Genomic DNA, 14,658 nt, shown 5'->3' with positions numbered 1-14,658 from the left:
GCCGGCGCGGCGTGCTTCGTGCTTTTGGTAAGGCTTCCCCGTCAGGCGCCGGCGCCCGCCTTCGGGCCGAGACGCGGGCCGGTCAGAACCGGCCAGTAGGCCAGCGCGAAGCCGAGGAAGGCGAGCGACCAGAACAGGCCAGCCACATGGAGGACCATCGCCGGGCCGTGCCCAAGCGCCGAGCAGATGCGCAGCAGCGTGCCGGCGACCAGCAGCGCATAGCAGGCCTGGACCGCCCGGCTCGCCACCAAAGCGCGGCCGGTATGGCCGAGGCTGGCGCGCGACATCACAGCCAGCGTGGTGACGCCGAAGGCGCCCGCCGTCCAGGCGTGCAACCCCGCCGCCGGCGCGACCAGGCCGAACGCCGCCGCACCCGAGAGCGCGAAGCCGACCGGCACGAACAGATAGCCGACATGGAGTATGACGAGCAGCGGGTTACGCCAGGTCCGATCGCCGGCCCAGCGCGCCAGCCGGGCGAGGTGCAGCACGGCGCAGGCCGACAGGGCTGCCCCCGTCGCAACGTCGTCCGGCCGCGCGATCCAGAGCAGCACGCCGGCGGCTGTCAGGCCGAGCACCAGCTTGTCGAAGCGGTTGAAGGCGACCGGCAGGCGCCCCTGCCCGCGCGGCGCCAGCCAGTTGCGCGTGAAGCTCGGGACGATGCGGCCGGCGACGAGCGCGACCAGCAGCAGCACCGCGCCGATCGAGAGCCGGCGAGCCATGTCGGCGCTGCCGGTTAGAGCCGCCTCGAGATGGAAGGCGAGATTGCCGGCGAGCAGCATCAGCAGCAGCGCGACGACCTTGAGATTGCGCCAGTTGCGGCCGCTGACGATCTCGCGCAGCGCGGCACCGGCCAGAAGAACGAGGAAGAGCGCGTCGATCGCCATCGCCGCCCGCCAGCCGATCCAGGCCGAGACCAAAACCGCGACGCGCCCGGCGCACCAGGCCAGCACCAGCACGAGAAGCGGCAGGCCCTGCACCGGCAGGCGCCCGGTCCAGTTCGGGATCGCGGTCAGCAGGAAGCCTGCAATCGCGGCCGCCTGATAGCCGAACAGCATCTCGTGGACGTGCCAGTCGATCGGATGGAAGGCGGTCGGCACCGCGATCCGCCCGCTGACGAAGGGCAGCCAGAGCAGGATCGTCGCCCCGGCCTGCAATGCGGCGAGCAGGAAGAAGGGGCGGAAGCCGTAGGACAGGAGCGCCGGGCCGCTGAAGGCCCGCAAACGGGGGATGGGTGTCATGGCAGGCTCACATGAAAAGGGGCACGGCGCGGCTGCACGCGTGCCCCTGCTCCCGGGATTCGGACGGGGTCACTTGGCCTGGGCGACCAGATCCTCGAAGACCTTGCGGGCCTTGCCGGGATGCTTGACCGCCGCGGCCGCGTCGAGATTGACCGGGTCGCCGACCACGACCAGCGCCACCATGCCCATGCCGTAATGCGGCTTGCAGCGGATGCCGTAGACGCCCGGCGCCTTGAAGCTGACCTCGACCTGCTCGTTCATCTTGCCGGCGAAGGCTTCGGCACCATCCGGCAGCATTCCGGGCACGCTTTCGGCGTTGTGGCTCTTGTCGGTCGGCACGAACTTCACCGTGTCGCCCGGCGCGATCTTGACCAGCGCGGGCTCGAACACCATCGCTCCGGCAGCGCCCTTGTTGAGCATCTTGACCTCGACCTCGGCGGCATGGGCCCCGGCGGCGGCCAGCAGCATGAAAGCCCCGGCCAGAACAGTCCTGAACATCGTCGTCTCCTTGTCCACGTCGAGCCCGAGGCCCGTCGTTGGCAGAGACCCTAGGCGCGTTCGGCGCCGGCCTGATTGCGCAAACGCAAGTTCGGAAACGCTCTATGGAAGGCGCCTCCGCCGCCCTCAGCGCCGTGGCTTCATCAGCCAGGCGATGCCGGCTGCGATGATGCCGAGCGCCAGCCAGAGCGGTAGGGGAACGCCGAGCAGCACCGGACCGAAATCCATCAGGCGCGGCGCGATGCCGAGCGCGAAGGCGGCGGTGACGATTGCCACCGCGACGCGCGTCGCCGCCCAGCGGATATCGCCGCCGATGCGGTCCAGCCCCTTGAGCTCGATCTCGGCCGAAAGCCGCCCCTGCCGCAGCCTCAGGCTGAGCAGGCGCAGCAGGCCGGGCAGCCCGCCGGCAATCTCGGCCAGTTCCAGCGCCAGGCGCTTGCCGCGGCCGGCGAGCTCGGCCGGGCCGAAGCGGCGCTCCAGCTCGCCACGCACGATCGGCCCGGCGACGGCGATCGCGTCGAAGGCCGGGTCGAGCCCGCGCATCACGCCGTCGGCGGTGATCAGCGCCTTGAACAGCAGGGCGAGGTCCGGCGGCAGCGCCAGCCCGTGCTGGCGCGACAGCGTCACGAAGTCCTGCACCGCCTCGCCGAGCCGCAGCGGCGGCTGGCCATGGCGCGCGACGAAGGCGTCGCAAGCGGCCTCCAGCGCGGCAAGATCGATGTCGCCCGGCCCCGACCATTCGACCAGCATGGCGGCGACGCGCTCGCCGTCGCGCGAGACGATGGCCGCGACGAAGGCGAGCAGTTGCTCGCGCCGCCGGCCGCCGAGACGCCCCACCATGCCGAAATCGAGGAAGGCGATGGCATCGCCCGGAAGCGCACGCAGGTTTCCGGGATGCGGATCGGCATGGAAAAGACCGTCGACCAGCGCCATCTGCAGGAAGGCGCGGGCGCCGCGCTGCGCCAGCAGGCGCCCGTCGCGGCCGGCCTGAGCCAGCGCCGCGCGGTCATTGGGCGCGATGCCGTCGACATAGTCCTGCACCAGCAGGCGCTCGCCGCTCCATTGGCCATGGATGCGCGGGATGCGGACGAAGCTGAGGCCCGCGAGATTCTCGGCGATCGCCTCACAATGGCGCGCCTCGGCGGCGAGGTCGAGTTCCTCGGCCATGGCGAGGCCGAGATGGCGCAGGATCTCCCGCGGCCGGTAGCGCGCCAGATCCGGCCATTGCGCCTCGGCGAGACCGGCGACATGGGCGAGCAGGCGCAGATCCGCATCGACCAGCGGGCGCAGGCCGTCGCGCCTGATCTTCACCACCACGGGCGTGCCGTCGCGCAGCGTGGCGCGGTGAACCTGCGCGATCGAGCCGGCGGCGAGCGCCTGCCGCTCGAACTGCGCGAAGACCGCCTCGACCGGGCCGCCGAGATCGGCCTCGACCTGCGCCGCGATCGCCGCCCAGGGCTGCGGCGGCACCTGGCTCTGCAGCTTCTCCAGCTCGCCGGTCCAATCCGGCGGCAGGAGGTCGCCGCGCGTCGAGAGGATCTGGCCGAGCTTGACGAAGGTCGGCCCCAGCGCCTCCAGCGCCAGCCGCAGCCGCTCGGGCGCCGCGGCGATACCGCCTTCGCCCTCGCCACCGCTGGCCGGCAGCAGGCCGGCCAGCCCGATGCGCGCCAGCATGTCGCCGAGGCCGAAGCGCATGACGACGCCGGCGATATCGGCGAGACGTTTGCGGTCGCGCATGGCGACCAGTCCGGTTTCGAGCAAACTCATGGTGCTGGCCGGTCCTTCGCGGTGCGGGGAACGCTGGCGGATGATGCCCGCGCCGGGCTGCGATAGCGAGCCGGCCGGGCGATATCGCGACACGAGGGCCACGCGGCCGCGACGCAGGGCTGCTCAGCCTTTCGTCGCAGCCTGCTTGACGCGGCCGGCACCGGGGATGCCTAAGCCGGGCGAACCACAGATGGGATCGACCATGTCCAGAATTGCGAACGCGGCGCTGCGCGCCAAGCTAATGAGCGCGCGGGACGCCGCCGCCCTCGTCGAGAACGGCATGACCTTGGGCCTGAGCGGCTTCACCGGCTCCGGCTATCCCAAGGCCGTGCCGCTGGCGCTGGCCGAGCGCATCGAGGCGGCCCACGCCGCCGGGCAGCCCTTCCGCGTCAAGGTCTGGACCGGCGCCTCGACCGGGCCGGAGCTCGACGGCGCGCTCGCCAAGGCCGACGGCATCGAATTCCGCCTGCCCTACAATTCCGACCCCATCGCCCGCGAGAAGATCAATCGCGGCGAGATGAACTATTTCGACATGCATCTTTCGCAGGTCGCGCCGATGGCCTGGCAGGGCTTCCTCGGCCCGCTCGACGTCGCGGTGGTCGAGGTTTCGGGCATCCGCGCCGACGGCTCGCTGATCCCCTCCTCCTCGATCGGCAACAACAAGACCTGGCTCGACCGCGCCGCCAAGGTGATCCTCGAGGTCAATCGCTGGCAGAGTCCCGAGCTGGAGGGCATGCACGACATCTATTACGGCACCGCCCTGCCGCCGAACCGCGTGCCGATCCCGCTGACGCGCCCGCACGACCGCATCGGCGAGGCCTATCTGCGCTGCGATCCCGCCAAGATCGTCGCGATCGTCGAGACCGACGCGCCCGACCGCAACCTGCCCTATGCCGCGCCGGACGCCACCGCCGGCGCGATCGCCGGTCACCTCATCGAGTTCTTCCGCCACGAGGTGGCGAAGGGAAGGCTGCCTCCCTCGCTGCTGCCGCTGCAATCCGGCGTCGGCAACATCACCAATGCGGTGCTCTCGGGCCTGCTCGACGCGCCCTTCTCGAACCTGACCTCGTTCACCGAGGTGATCCAGGACGGGATGATCGACCTGATCGACGCCGGCAAGCTGCTGCTGGCCTCCGCCACGGCCTTCTCTGTCAGCCCGCAGGCGGCGGAGAAGCTCAACGCCGACATGGCGCGCTATCGCGACAGGATGATCCTGCGCCCGCAGGAGATCAGCAACCACCCGGAGCTGGTGCGGCGGCTCGGCTGCGTGGCGATGAACGGGCTGATCGAGGCCGACATCTACGGCAACGTCAACTCGACCCACATCATGGGCTCGCGCATCCAGAACGGCATCGGCGGCTCGGGCGACTTCGCCCGCAACGCCTTCATCTCGATCTTCATGACGCCCTCGACCGCCAAGGGCGGCGCGATCTCGGCGATCGTGCCGCAGGCGAGCCATGTCGATCATATCGCCCAGGACGTGCAGGTGGTCGTCACCGAGCAGGGGCTGGCCGATCTGCGCGGCCTGAGCCCGAAGCAGCGCGCCGCAACCATCATCGCCAACTGCGCCCACCCGGACTACCGCCCGGCGCTGGAGGATTACGTGCGGCGGGCGCGCACCGGCTCCTACGGGCAGCAATCGCCCTCGCTGCCCGGCGAGGCCCTGTCCTGGCATCAGCGCTTCATGGACACCGGCGACATGCGCGCCTGAGCCGTAGACCCAAACCGCTGCCTTCGAACGGGCCCGCCTCACTATCGGTCGGGCCTGTCGCGGCGGCGAACCTCGTTCATCCTCTGTTGTGCTATGCTCCGGCTATATGCCGCGACAACAGGAGGCACGCATGCGTCGATTGATCCTATCTGCGGCCATCGTCATCGGGGCCGCCTTCGCCGCCCCGGCGATGGCGTCCGAGGCCGTCCCGCAGGACCTCGCCCAGCGGCTCGACCAGGCCGAAGCCGACTTCACCATGACGGCCGCCAAGCGGCGCCGGCTGATGATGATGCAGAACGCCCAGCCGCGCTACGGCCGCGGTCCCGGCTATGGCCCGCGTCCCGGCTATTACGGCCGCGGCCCGGGCTACGGCCCGCGCCCGGGCTACGGTCCCCGCGCCGGCTATTACGGTCGCGGCCCCGGCTATGCTCCGCGTCCGGGCTACGGCCCCCGCCCCGGCTACCGCCCGCCGCCGCGGTGGTGAGCCCCGAGGCGCATCATCGCAACGCCTAAGCGGCGGAGAGCGACGACGAGACGACAGCACGGCGCCCGAGAGGGCGCCGTGCTTATTTGTGAGCGATGAGAGCGCGCTGGCCAAGCGCGTGATCGCGAGCGCCGGCGTCACCGGCGCGTTCATGCGATGGCGAGCGGCGCGCCGGGAGCAGTCCCCTCTCGTGGCCGCCCGACGCCCTCAGCCCGAGATCGCGTCGCCCTTGAGCCAGGCCTCGCGGCCCCAGTTGCGAAAGCGCAGGCGTGGGGCGATCCAGCCGGCGATGAAGGGCGTCGCGGCGAAGCTCGCGAGGATGACGGCCGGCAGCAGATAAGCCGCCTTCTCGGCGAAGGCCGGAACCGAAAGAACCGTCACAGCACCGACGCCGAACAGGACGGCGTTGACCATCAGCCCGACGCAGCATTTCAGAAATAGATCGGTGTTCATGGCTTTGCTCCCGTTTCTGACGAAACGACAGCGGGCCGGCGGAGGTTCCCAGATCGCCAGTTGGCATGATCGGCTCGCCAACGGGCTACCGTCGCGTCGTAACGCGACGGCCAAAAGAGTTGCATAGACGTCTGCGAGCCCGAGGCGAAATGCGGAGAGCCCGCAGAATCTAAAGCACACAACTCAGACCGACGGCTAGCCGTTAAAGCAGCCACTCGGTCATTCGCGAGACAATAATCAGGAAAGATCGTCCAAACGCGGAACTATTTCTCAGTACCGCTGACCGCGATAGCGAGTCTCACCTGTCCCATAGTTCTGATACTGCCCGCTACTCCGGTTATAGCTCCATGAGTTGCCACGACTGTCCGTGCCATAGGTCGTTGATCCGGACGAGCGCGAATTCCACTGAGATCCGGTATTCAGGTTGCTGCCATAGCCGCCGCTATAGCAGTTTCCATATTGGTCACAACGCGCGTACGCCGTTCCGGACAGAGCCAGGAACGCGCCGACCGCAATGATAATCTTCTTCATGAAAGCCCCCAATGCCTTATGATGAGCGATTGGTAGCACGCTCTTGGCCGTCATAAAATCAGGCGAATGTCTTATTCGGCGAATATTTATCACGAGCGCATTGCGGAGCGACAGCAATGGTAAATGCAGCCTCGACAACACCTAGTTGCTCATAACCGGCCCAGGAAATCCTTTAAGCACGAAAGGATCGCATCGAACGTCGCCCATTCCTGAACTCTGACGCGCGGAGACGCGTTGCGACGCGAGCCAACGTGAGCACTGAAACAGGCTGCGTAAGACCGAGAGGTCAACCGGCCACTTAGGTTAGGATTGTATTGAGCTACTATTCGGCCTGCTCGCTCGGCGAAAAATGGTGCCCAGGGACGGAGTCGAACCGCCGACACTGCGATTTTCAGTCGCATGCTCTACCAACTGAGCTACCTGGGCGCCGCGAAGCGCGTCGCGCTTCGGTTGGTGGGAGGCGATATAGAGGGAGCCGGGCGGGCTGTCCAGCCAGCAAAGCTCTTCGCCGGTGGAAAAATCAGGAGGGGCTCGCGGCGGCTGTAACAGGGGCGCGGGAAAGGTCGCCGCGAGACTGCCCATTGGCAGCGCTGGGCCGCACCGCGCCCCCCCCCCGCGAGGCCGCTCACAGACCGCCGGAGGGCCGGCCAGGCCTGCCGGCGCCTGCTCGCGCCCTCACAGCAGACATGCGGGGCGTCCGTGGTCCCGAGCGGCCCGTGGCGAAGGCGGCGGGCTTGCCGCCGCCGCCCTATGTTCTCGGGTCAGTCCTCGTCGCGCCGTCCGGGCGCTTCCTCGCTGACCTCGGCGGGCTCGCCCGGAACGACATAGCTGCCCTTCAGCCAGCGCCCGAGATCGACATCGGCGCAGCGCGCCGAGCAGAACGGCCGGAAACGCTGGAGCGCCGGCTTGCCGCAGATCGGGCACGGCTTCGCCGGCGGGGCGGTCTTGTCGTCAGGCGCCATATTGCAGGGTCACTCCACCATCCACCACCAACTCGATGCCCGTGACATAGCGCGCCTCGTCGCTGGCGAGGAAGAGCGCCGCCCAGGCGACGTCCCAGGCCTCGCCCATATGGCCCATGGGCACCTGCCGGTCGCGCGCCGCCCACATGCCGGCGACGTCGCCGGAGGCGTAGGACTGGGCGAGCCCGGCCGAATGCTCGACCATCGGCGTCTTCATCAGCCCCGGCAGCAGCGCGTTCACGCGGATCTTCTCGCGGGCGTATTGCGCGGCCGTGGTCCGGGTCAGCTGGTTCATCGCCGCCTTGCTGGCGCCGTAGCTGGCATAGGAGACGCCGGTGTGGCGGATCGAGGCGATCGAGGAGATGTTGACGATCGCGCCGCCGCGGCCGTCCTGCGCGAACTGGCGCTGCATCACCGGGATGACGTGCTTCATGGCGAGGAAGCAGCCGGTGAGATTGACCTTGAAGACGCGCTCCCAGGTTTCCAGCGGCAGCTCGACCACGCTGCCGACCTCGGCGATGCCAACATTGTTGTCGAGCACGTCGATGCGGCCATAGCGCGCCAGCGTCTGCGAGACGAGTTCGGCGAGATCGGCCTCGCTGGTGACGTCGGTACGGATCGCGAAGGCCTCGCCGCCCTCCTTGCGGATGATCTCGGCGGTCTCCTGCGCCGCATCGAGATTGCGGTCGGCGCAGACGACCTTGGCGCCCTCGCGCGCGAAGACGGTCGCGGTCGCCTTGCCATTGCCCCAGCCCGGCCCGATCGAGCCGGCGCCGGCGACGATCGCGACCTTGTCCTTCAAGCGTTCGCCCATGTCCTGTCCTCCCCAGTGACTGTCGTTATTGAATCGCGGCGCGGGGCGTCAGCCGGCGTTGAGCCAGCCGAGCCTGACCGGATAGCCCTCTCCGGCCAGCAGATTGACCGTCTCGTGCAGCGGCAGGCCGACGACGCCGGTATAGGAGCCGACCAGCTTGACGACGAAGGCGCCGGCAATGCCCTGGATGGCATAGGCGCCGGCCTTACCGCGCCATTCGCCCGAGGCGAGATAGCTTTCGAGATCCTCGGCGCCGAGGCGCCGGAAGCGCAGCCGCGTCTCAACCACGCGGGTACGCACCGCGCCGCCGGGCGTGACCAGCGCGACGCCGGTATGGACGCGGTGGGCCCGGCCCGAGAGCAGGCGCAGGCACTGGGCCGCCTCGTCGACGAGTTCCGCCTTGGGCAGGATGCGCCGGCCGACCGAGACCACCGTATCGGCGCCGAGCACATAGGCGCCGGCGAGATCGGGCCGCGTCGCGAGCCCGGCATGACCGGCCTCGGCCTTGGCGCGCGCCAGCCTGAGCGCGAGATCGCGCGGGCGCTCGCCCTTGAGCGGCGTCTCCTCGAGATCGCCCGGCATCAGCGCGTCGGGCCGGATGCCGGCCTGTTCGAGAAGGGCGAGGCGACGCGGAGAGGCCGAGGCCAGGACCAGCAGGGCCCGCCCGCCGGCGGGCTTCGAAGACGCGAAAAGACTCAAGGGATTCGGCTCTTTCGATATCGGAACCCGTCGGGATCGGTCCAAGGCTTTAGAGCAAATCGGCCGGCTGGGAAATGTGCGGGCTGTTCACGCATCAGGCGCATCGCGGCTCTGGAATTTTTCTATAGTCATGCACTGGCTGCATCCGTTACACTCGAAACCACCTGCTGCGAGACCGTCGGTTTCCCGTCCCTTCCTGGCCCGGCTAGGGCCGGCCCGAAACCGCCGATCCGGACCCGGAACGCTCCCGCAGCCCTCTTGGAGATCGAAACGCATGCCGACATCGGGACAGCGACCGGACACGGCCGCCGCACAGGGCCTGCTGGTCAAGGTAGCGATGATGCAGTTCGACGCGGGCCTGACCATCGCGATGCGCACGCCGATGCTGATGCGCGGGGCGCTCGGCGATGCCCGCGGCCAGCGCGAGGCGAGCAAGGCGGTGGCCGAGAAGGTCTCGGCGGTGATGGAGAGTTCCGTCGCCGCGGGCCAGGCCGCGATGTCGCTGTGGATGGCGCTCGCCATGTCGCCGCTCTCGCCCTCGGGCTTCGGCGAGGCGGCGACGCGCGCCGCCCACAGCACGCTGGAGCCCTTCGCCAAGCGCACCCGCGCCAATGCCAGCCGGCTGTCGCGACGCCGCTTCTAGCGGCACCCGATGCCGGGTTCCCGGCGCCGACGCTGTCGCGGCATCGCCATCCTGACCAAATGAAGTGGACTTACGTCGTGAAGCGGGCCTGCGCGCCCGCTCAGGCCGCCGGAGGCTGCGCCGGGGCGTCCGCGCTTGCGGCCGCGTGCTGCATCTCGGCGGCGTGCTGCTGCTCGAGCTTGCGATAGCGGGCGACGCCGAGCGGGATCAGGCAAAGATAGGCCAGCACGATCAGCGAGAGCAGCTCGAACGGATAGGCGAAGAGCAGGCCGGCTGCGATCACCACCGCGACAAAGATCGGCAGCACGCGGTCGCGCGGGATGCGGGTGCCGAGCGTCTTGCCGGCATAGCAAGGAATGCGCGAGATCGTCAGGAAGGCGATGAACAGGATGTAGAGCCCGACGAAGGGCGCGCCGTAATCCTGCACCGGCACCCCGACGAACTGCAGGTAGAGCGGCAGCATGGCGGTGATCGCGCCGGCCGGCGCCGGCATGCCGACGAAGAAGTTCTTCTGCCATTCGGGCCGGTTGGGATCGTCGAGCATGACGTTGAAGCGCGCCAGCCTGAGCGCCATGGCGCAGGCCAGCGTCAGCACCACGATCCAGCCGAACGACTTGAGGTCGTGCAGGACGAAGACCCAGAGCACATAGCCCGTCGCGACACCAAAATTGACAAAGTCGGAGAGCGAATCCAGCTCGGCGCCGAAGCGCGAGGTGCCCTTGAGCATGCGTGCGAGGCGTCCGTCGACGCCGTCGAGGGCGGCGGCGATCAGGATGCAGATCGTCGCGGTCTCGAGCTTGCCCTCGACGACGAGCCGCATCGCGGTGAGGCCGAGGCACAGCGCCAGCAGCGTCACCACATTGGGCGCGATCAGACGAAAGGGGATCGCCTTGAAGCGGGCGCGCTTCGATTCGACGCGCTCGGGCTCGAACGGAGGAAAGAGATCGCTCATGCGGCCGGAATACGCGGATTCTGCGCGCGACGCCATAGCCGGCCGCCGGCGCCGCTGCGACCGGCCTTTCGGATCATCAGGCGACGGAACGGGCGCGCAACGCGTCCGAACAGCCCCCGCGATCCGCGACAAGGTGCGTGGCGGCGCAGAAAAAGCATGGTCCCGCGCCGCCTAACCGCCGGCTCCGGCCGGCGTGACGGTCAGATCGCCTTGGCGACGCGGCCGTCATCCGCGGCGGCGAAATCGGCCAGAACGGTCTCGCCGGCGAACATGGTCTGGCCTTCGCTGACCAGCGGCTTCACGCCGAGCGGCAGGTAGACGTCGACGCGCGAGCCGAAGCGGATCAGGCCGAAGCGCTCGCCGGTGCCGAGCTGGTCGCCCTGCTTGATGAAGGGCACGATGCGGCGCGCCACCAGGCCGGCGATCTGCACCACGCCGACAATGCCGCGCGAGGTCTCGATGGCGAGCGCGTTGCGCTCGTTGTCGTCGCTGGCCTTGTCGAGCTCGGCATTGAGGAAGAGGCCCGGCGTATAAGCCATCTTGACGACGCGGCCGGCGATCGGCGCGCGGTTCACATGGCAGTCGAACACGTTCATGAACACCGAGATGCGGGTCATCTGCTCGGCCGGCAGCTCCAACTCCGGCGGCGGCACCGCGGTGGCGATCTGGCTGACGCGCCCGTCGGCCGGCGAGATCACCAGCCCTTCGCGTTGCGGCACGATGCGCACCGGATCGCGGAAGAAGTAGCAAATCCACAGCGTGATCAGCGCGCCGATCCAGCCGAGCGGCGACCAGAGCTGCGACAGCACCACCGTCGCCACGACGCCGATGGCGATGAAGACATAGCCTTCCTTGTGGATCGGCACGATCAACCGGCGGACGGAATCGACGAGGGACATGACGGGTTCCTGTTGCTCTTGCGGGCTTCCACGAGGCCGCCCGCGCCGATGCGCGGCCGGTCCGGAGCTCTTCGTCCGGAGCTCTTGGAAAGCGATGCTGTTTAGGCGTTCGGCCCGGCCGGGGAAAGCGGAATCACCGCACCGCGACAACGATGCCGCCTTTCGCCCGCCGCGCGGAGCGAGGAACCGCCCATCCGTCCGGCGCGTTGGCCCGGAACCGGAGACGGCTGGCAGCGGAGGCAGCGGAGATGGCGAAGGCATCGTCGAAGGAGAAGACGCAGGACAAACGTGAGGCCAGGCGCGCGGCCAAGGGCACGGTCCAAGGAGTAAAGAAGAGCGCCGGCAAGGGCGACACGGCCCGCACGCCCAAGCTCAAGGCCGGCGACCGGGCGGCCGTGAAGGCGGCGGCGCGCGAGCAGCGGCGCATCCAGAAGGAGGTCGCCCGCGCCGAGGACGGACAGCGCAAGCCGAAGGCCCGCCCGATGCAGGCCGGCGCCCGCCTCTACCCGGCTCCGCCCTTCAAGCCCCAGCACCAGGCCAAGCCCGGTTCGGAAGCCGGGCTCGACCCGCAGCCGATGTACGATGCGCCGTTCTATCGTGGCTCGGGCAAGCTCGCGGAGATGGCGGCGATCATCACCGGCGGCGATTCCGGCATCGGCCGGGCGGTCGCCGTGCTGTTCGCCCGCGAAGGCGCCGATGTCGCGATCCTGCATCTCGGCGAGGAGGCCGACGCCGCCGAGACGCTGGCTGCGATCGAGGCGGAGGGGCGGCGCGGCATGGCGCTGTCGGGCGACGTGCGCGATCCGGCCTTCTGCCGCGAGGCGGTCGAAGCCGTGGTGAAGGCCTTCGGGCGGCTCGACATCCTGGTCAACAATGCGGCGTTCCAGGTGCATTCGCCGCGCTTCGAGGATCTCAGCCTGGCGCATTTCGACGCCACGATCCGCACCAATCTGCACGGCTATTTCCACATGGCGCAGGCGGCACTGCCGCATCTGCGCTCCCGCGGCTCGATCATCAACACCGGCTCGGTCACCGGCTTCGACGGCAGCAAGGAGCTGATCGACTACGCCACCAGCAAGGGCGGCATCCACGCCTTCACCCGCTCGCTTGCCGCCTATCTGATCCCGCGCGGCATCCGCGTGAACGCGGTGGCGCCGGGGCCGGTCTGGACACCGCTCAACCCGTCCGACCGCCCGGCCGGGCAGGTGGCGAAGTTCGGCGGCAAGGTGCCGATGAAGCGTCCGGCCCAGCCCGAGGAGATCGCGCCGGCCTATGTCTTCCTCGCCTCGCCGCAGACGGCGAGCTACATCACCGGCGAGATCCTGCCGATCCTGGGCGGGCGCTCCTGATCCCGCCTCAGCCGGGGGCGAGCAGCAGCAGGGCGAGCGGCACGGTCGCCGCCGCCATCACGGTCTGCAAGGCGCAGATGCCGGCCATCAGCGGGGCGTCGCCGCCGAGCTGGCGCGCCATCACATAGGAGGAGGACGCGGTCGGCAGCGACTGGAACAGGATGGCGAGCGTCGCCGCCTGCCCCGACAGGCCGAACAGCCTGATCGCGGCATAGGTGGCGAGCGGCATCAGCACGAACTTGGCCAAAGACGCGATCAGCGCCGGCTTCAGGCCACGGCCGAGCGCCTGCCAGTCCAGCGCGGCGCCGACGCAGAGAAGGCCGAGCGGCAGCGAGGCCTGCCCCAGCGCCTTGAGGAAGCCGTCGACGCCGCGCGGCAGGCCGAGCCCGCTCGCCTGCAGCGCGATGCCGACCAGGCAAGAGGTCAGGAGCGGGTTCAGCGCCAGCCCGCGCAGGATGCCGAGCAGGTTCGGCCGCGCCGCTCCCCAGCGCGAGAACACCAGCACGCAGAGCAGGTTGACCGTCGGCACGATGGTGGCGTTGGCAACCGCCGCCAGCGGCAGGCCGCCGGGGCCGAGCAGGCTGCCGGCTGCGCTCAGCCCGACATAGTTGTTGAAGCGCACCCCGCCCTGGAAGACCGAGGTGAAGGCGGCGTCCGAGACGCCGAGCCAGGGTCTGGCCAATACGATCAGCGCGGCGACGACGAGGATCGCCGAGATCAGCGTGATCGCGAGCGCCGCCACCGGGACGCCGCGCAGGTCGGCGGTGCCGAGGGCATGGACGAACAGCGCCGGCAGCAGCACGAAATAGCAGAGCCGCTCCGCCTGCGGCCAGAACGCATCGGGCAGGAAGCGCAGGCGGCGCATGGCGTTGCCGGCCGCGATCAGCAGCGCGATCGGCGCGAGCGCGAGGAGAATGGCTCCGACCATGGCGGGCTCCGATGTCCCGTCCGGCGGGGCTGATCCCTTCTAGATCGCGGGCGCGGGCGAGAGAACATCGCCATTCTGCGGAGCGCATGCGCCGCTCGCATGGCGCGCGCTCAGCGCGGATGGCTGCGCCGCCAATCGGCCGGGCGCTCGAAATCCAGCGCCCAGAGCCCGTGACCGGCGGCCTTCGCCCTCTCCTCCTCAGCGCGGTAGCCGCCATAGGCGACCGCCTGTCCTTGCAGCACGAGCGCGGCGTTGATCTCGGTCTCGCCCTGCCGGCAGATGGCGAGGCCGCGGCCATAGCGATCCGGACGGGAGATGGCGCAGGTGACCGGACCGGCGGCGAGCATCGCGGCGAGCGCCCGATGGGCATCCCGGCCGCAGGCGACCTCGCGCCCGTCCCGCGCCCGGCAGCGCTGGCGATATTCCGGCGCGTCGAGCCCTTCCAGCCGCAATTCCTCGCCGGCGAGGCGCAACGAATCCCCGTCGATGGCGCTGGCATGGCCGACGAGCTCCCGCGACGGCCCCAGGCGGTATTGCAGCACCGCGCCGGCGATCGCCATGAGCAGCAGCAGGCCGAGCGCGACCGCCAGATCGACGCCGCGCCCCACCCTGTGCCAGCCGAAGGGCCCGCGCCCGACTGCCCTGAATCGTGCCTTCGCCATCAGCACTAGCTTAACGATTTGCAAGCCATGATGGCGAGCCGGCCTGCATGGGCGCAGCCGCCGGACGG

15 protein-coding genes and 1 tRNA gene are annotated in these 14,658 nt (G+C 69.5%); 4 read left to right on the top strand and 12 right to left on the bottom strand.

The genetic code is table 11. The annotated features are described in order from the left end of the window. Positions 1-41: 41 nt before the first annotated feature. The 3 genes from ABE438_RS07525 to ABE438_RS07515 form a co-directional block, all read right to left on the bottom strand. Positions 42-1,238, bottom strand: coding sequence for an NnrS family protein (locus tag ABE438_RS07525; RefSeq protein WP_346501954.1), 1,197 nt, complete (start codon positions 1,236-1,238; stop codon positions 42-44). Between the two features lie 69 nt (positions 1,239-1,307). Beyond that, positions 1,308-1,736, bottom strand: a complete 429-nt coding sequence (locus tag ABE438_RS07520; protein ID WP_346501952.1) for a pseudoazurin — start codon at positions 1,734-1,736, stop codon at positions 1,308-1,310. Positions 1,737-1,862: 126 nt separating this feature from the next. Then, entirely contained in the window at positions 1,863-3,503 is a 1,641-nt protein-coding gene (locus tag ABE438_RS07515; RefSeq protein ID WP_346501950.1) for an ABC1 kinase family protein, read from the bottom strand. 202 nt (positions 3,504-3,705) lie between these two features. Here ABE438_RS07515 and ABE438_RS07510 point away from each other — a divergent pair, with 202 nt between their 5' ends. Beyond that, entirely contained in the window at positions 3,706-5,214 is a 1,509-nt protein-coding gene (locus ABE438_RS07510) for an acetyl-CoA hydrolase/transferase family protein (protein WP_346501948.1), read from the top strand. Positions 5,215-5,344: 130 nt separating this feature from the next. Further along, on the top strand, positions 5,345-5,698 hold the full coding sequence (locus ABE438_RS07505; protein WP_346501947.1) for a hypothetical protein: 354 nt from the start codon (positions 5,345-5,347) through the stop codon (positions 5,696-5,698). Positions 5,699-5,905: 207 nt separating this feature from the next. Here the strand turns inward: ABE438_RS07505 and ABE438_RS07500 are convergent, their stop codons facing one another. From ABE438_RS07500 to ABE438_RS07480, 5 genes are all read right to left on the bottom strand, one after another. Then, positions 5,906-6,151, bottom strand: a complete 246-nt coding sequence (locus ABE438_RS07500; RefSeq protein WP_346501946.1) for a hypothetical protein — start codon at positions 6,149-6,151, stop codon at positions 5,906-5,908. A gap of 881 nt (positions 6,152-7,032) precedes the next feature. Continuing rightward, a tRNA-Phe gene (locus tag ABE438_RS07495) sits at positions 7,033-7,108 on the bottom strand. A 335-nt stretch (positions 7,109-7,443) separates the two neighbouring features. Further along, the gene (yacG, locus tag ABE438_RS07490; RefSeq protein ID WP_346501945.1) at positions 7,444-7,644 is read right to left on the bottom strand and encodes a DNA gyrase inhibitor YacG; all 201 of its coding nucleotides are present in this window, start codon (positions 7,642-7,644) and stop codon (positions 7,444-7,446) included. After that, on the bottom strand, positions 7,634-8,458 hold the full coding sequence (locus ABE438_RS07485) for an SDR family NAD(P)-dependent oxidoreductase (RefSeq protein WP_346501943.1): 825 nt from the start codon (positions 8,456-8,458) through the stop codon (positions 7,634-7,636). The genes yacG and ABE438_RS07485 overlap by 11 nt, the downstream gene beginning before the upstream one ends. A gap of 48 nt (positions 8,459-8,506) precedes the next feature. Further along, complete coding sequence (locus ABE438_RS07480) at positions 8,507-9,157, bottom strand: Maf-like protein (protein WP_346501941.1); 651 nt, start codon at positions 9,155-9,157, stop codon at positions 8,507-8,509. Between the two features lie 274 nt (positions 9,158-9,431). Here ABE438_RS07480 and ABE438_RS07475 point away from each other — a divergent pair, with 274 nt between their 5' ends. Next, entirely contained in the window at positions 9,432-9,800 is a 369-nt protein-coding gene (locus ABE438_RS07475; RefSeq protein ID WP_346501939.1) for a hypothetical protein, read from the top strand. 100 nt (positions 9,801-9,900) lie between these two features. Here ABE438_RS07475 and ABE438_RS07470 read toward each other — a convergent pair whose 3' ends face one another. Both ABE438_RS07470 and ABE438_RS07465 read right to left on the bottom strand, forming a co-directional pair. After that, entirely contained in the window at positions 9,901-10,752 is an 852-nt protein-coding gene (locus tag ABE438_RS07470; RefSeq protein WP_346501938.1) for a CDP-alcohol phosphatidyltransferase family protein, read from the bottom strand. Positions 10,753-10,952: 200 nt separating this feature from the next. Continuing rightward, positions 10,953-11,747: a phosphatidylserine decarboxylase gene (locus ABE438_RS07465; protein ID WP_465248578.1), complete on the bottom strand. Its 795-nt coding sequence runs from the start codon at positions 11,745-11,747 to the stop codon at positions 10,953-10,955. A 152-nt stretch (positions 11,748-11,899) separates the two neighbouring features. On the opposite strand from ABE438_RS07465, the gene ABE438_RS07460 reads away from it, so the two are divergent. Beyond that, positions 11,900-13,000 (top strand): SDR family oxidoreductase, encoded by a 1,101-nt coding sequence (locus ABE438_RS07460; protein ID WP_346501937.1) that lies wholly within the window; start codon positions 11,900-11,902, stop codon positions 12,998-13,000. Between the two features lie 7 nt (positions 13,001-13,007). On the opposite strand, the gene ABE438_RS07455 is transcribed toward ABE438_RS07460, so the two are convergent. Next, the gene (locus ABE438_RS07455) at positions 13,008-13,928 is read right to left on the bottom strand and encodes an AEC family transporter (RefSeq protein WP_346501936.1); all 921 of its coding nucleotides are present in this window, start codon (positions 13,926-13,928) and stop codon (positions 13,008-13,010) included. 110 nt (positions 13,929-14,038) lie between these two features. Continuing rightward, complete coding sequence (locus ABE438_RS07450) at positions 14,039-14,590, bottom strand: thermonuclease family protein (RefSeq protein ID WP_346501935.1); 552 nt, start codon at positions 14,588-14,590, stop codon at positions 14,039-14,041. Positions 14,591-14,658: the final 68 nt, after the last annotated feature.

The organism is Allobosea sp. TWI1241 (assembly GCF_039673065.1).
Lineage (GTDB): Bacteria > Pseudomonadota > Alphaproteobacteria > Rhizobiales > Beijerinckiaceae > Allobosea.
Note: the sequence above shows the minus strand (reverse complement) of the source record. Positions and strands in the feature narration are given on the sequence as shown.

What these genes read in the sequence shown, in the direction of transcription:
- ABE438_RS07475 (WP_346501939.1), top strand. Translation starts at nt 9,432, where the DNA reads ATGCCGACATCGGGACAGCGACCGGACACGGCCGCCGCACAGGGCCTG.
- ABE438_RS07525 (WP_346501954.1), bottom strand. Translation starts at nt 1,238, where the DNA reads ATGACACCCATCCCCCGTTTGCGGGCCTTCAGCGGCCCGGCGCTCCTG.
- ABE438_RS07505 (WP_346501947.1), top strand. Translation starts at nt 5,345, where the DNA reads ATGCGTCGATTGATCCTATCTGCGGCCATCGTCATCGGGGCCGCCTTC.
- ABE438_RS07455 (WP_346501936.1), bottom strand. Translation starts at nt 13,928, where the DNA reads ATGGTCGGAGCCATTCTCCTCGCGCTCGCGCCGATCGCGCTGCTGATC.
- ABE438_RS07520 (WP_346501952.1), bottom strand. Translation starts at nt 1,736, where the DNA reads ATGTTCAGGACTGTTCTGGCCGGGGCTTTCATGCTGCTGGCCGCCGCC.
- ABE438_RS07470 (WP_346501938.1), bottom strand. Translation starts at nt 10,752, where the DNA reads ATGAGCGATCTCTTTCCTCCGTTCGAGCCCGAGCGCGTCGAATCGAAG.
- ABE438_RS07460 (WP_346501937.1), top strand. Translation starts at nt 11,900, where the DNA reads ATGGCGAAGGCATCGTCGAAGGAGAAGACGCAGGACAAACGTGAGGCC.
- ABE438_RS07510 (WP_346501948.1), top strand. Translation starts at nt 3,706, where the DNA reads ATGTCCAGAATTGCGAACGCGGCGCTGCGCGCCAAGCTAATGAGCGCG.
- ABE438_RS07500 (WP_346501946.1), bottom strand. Translation starts at nt 6,151, where the DNA reads ATGAACACCGATCTATTTCTGAAATGCTGCGTCGGGCTGATGGTCAAC.
- yacG (WP_346501945.1), bottom strand. Translation starts at nt 7,644, where the DNA reads ATGGCGCCTGACGACAAGACCGCCCCGCCGGCGAAGCCGTGCCCGATC.
- ABE438_RS07515 (WP_346501950.1), bottom strand. Translation starts at nt 3,503, where the DNA reads ATGAGTTTGCTCGAAACCGGACTGGTCGCCATGCGCGACCGCAAACGT.
- ABE438_RS07450 (WP_346501935.1), bottom strand. Translation starts at nt 14,590, where the DNA reads ATGGCGAAGGCACGATTCAGGGCAGTCGGGCGCGGGCCCTTCGGCTGG.
- ABE438_RS07485 (WP_346501943.1), bottom strand. Translation starts at nt 8,458, where the DNA reads ATGGGCGAACGCTTGAAGGACAAGGTCGCGATCGTCGCCGGCGCCGGC.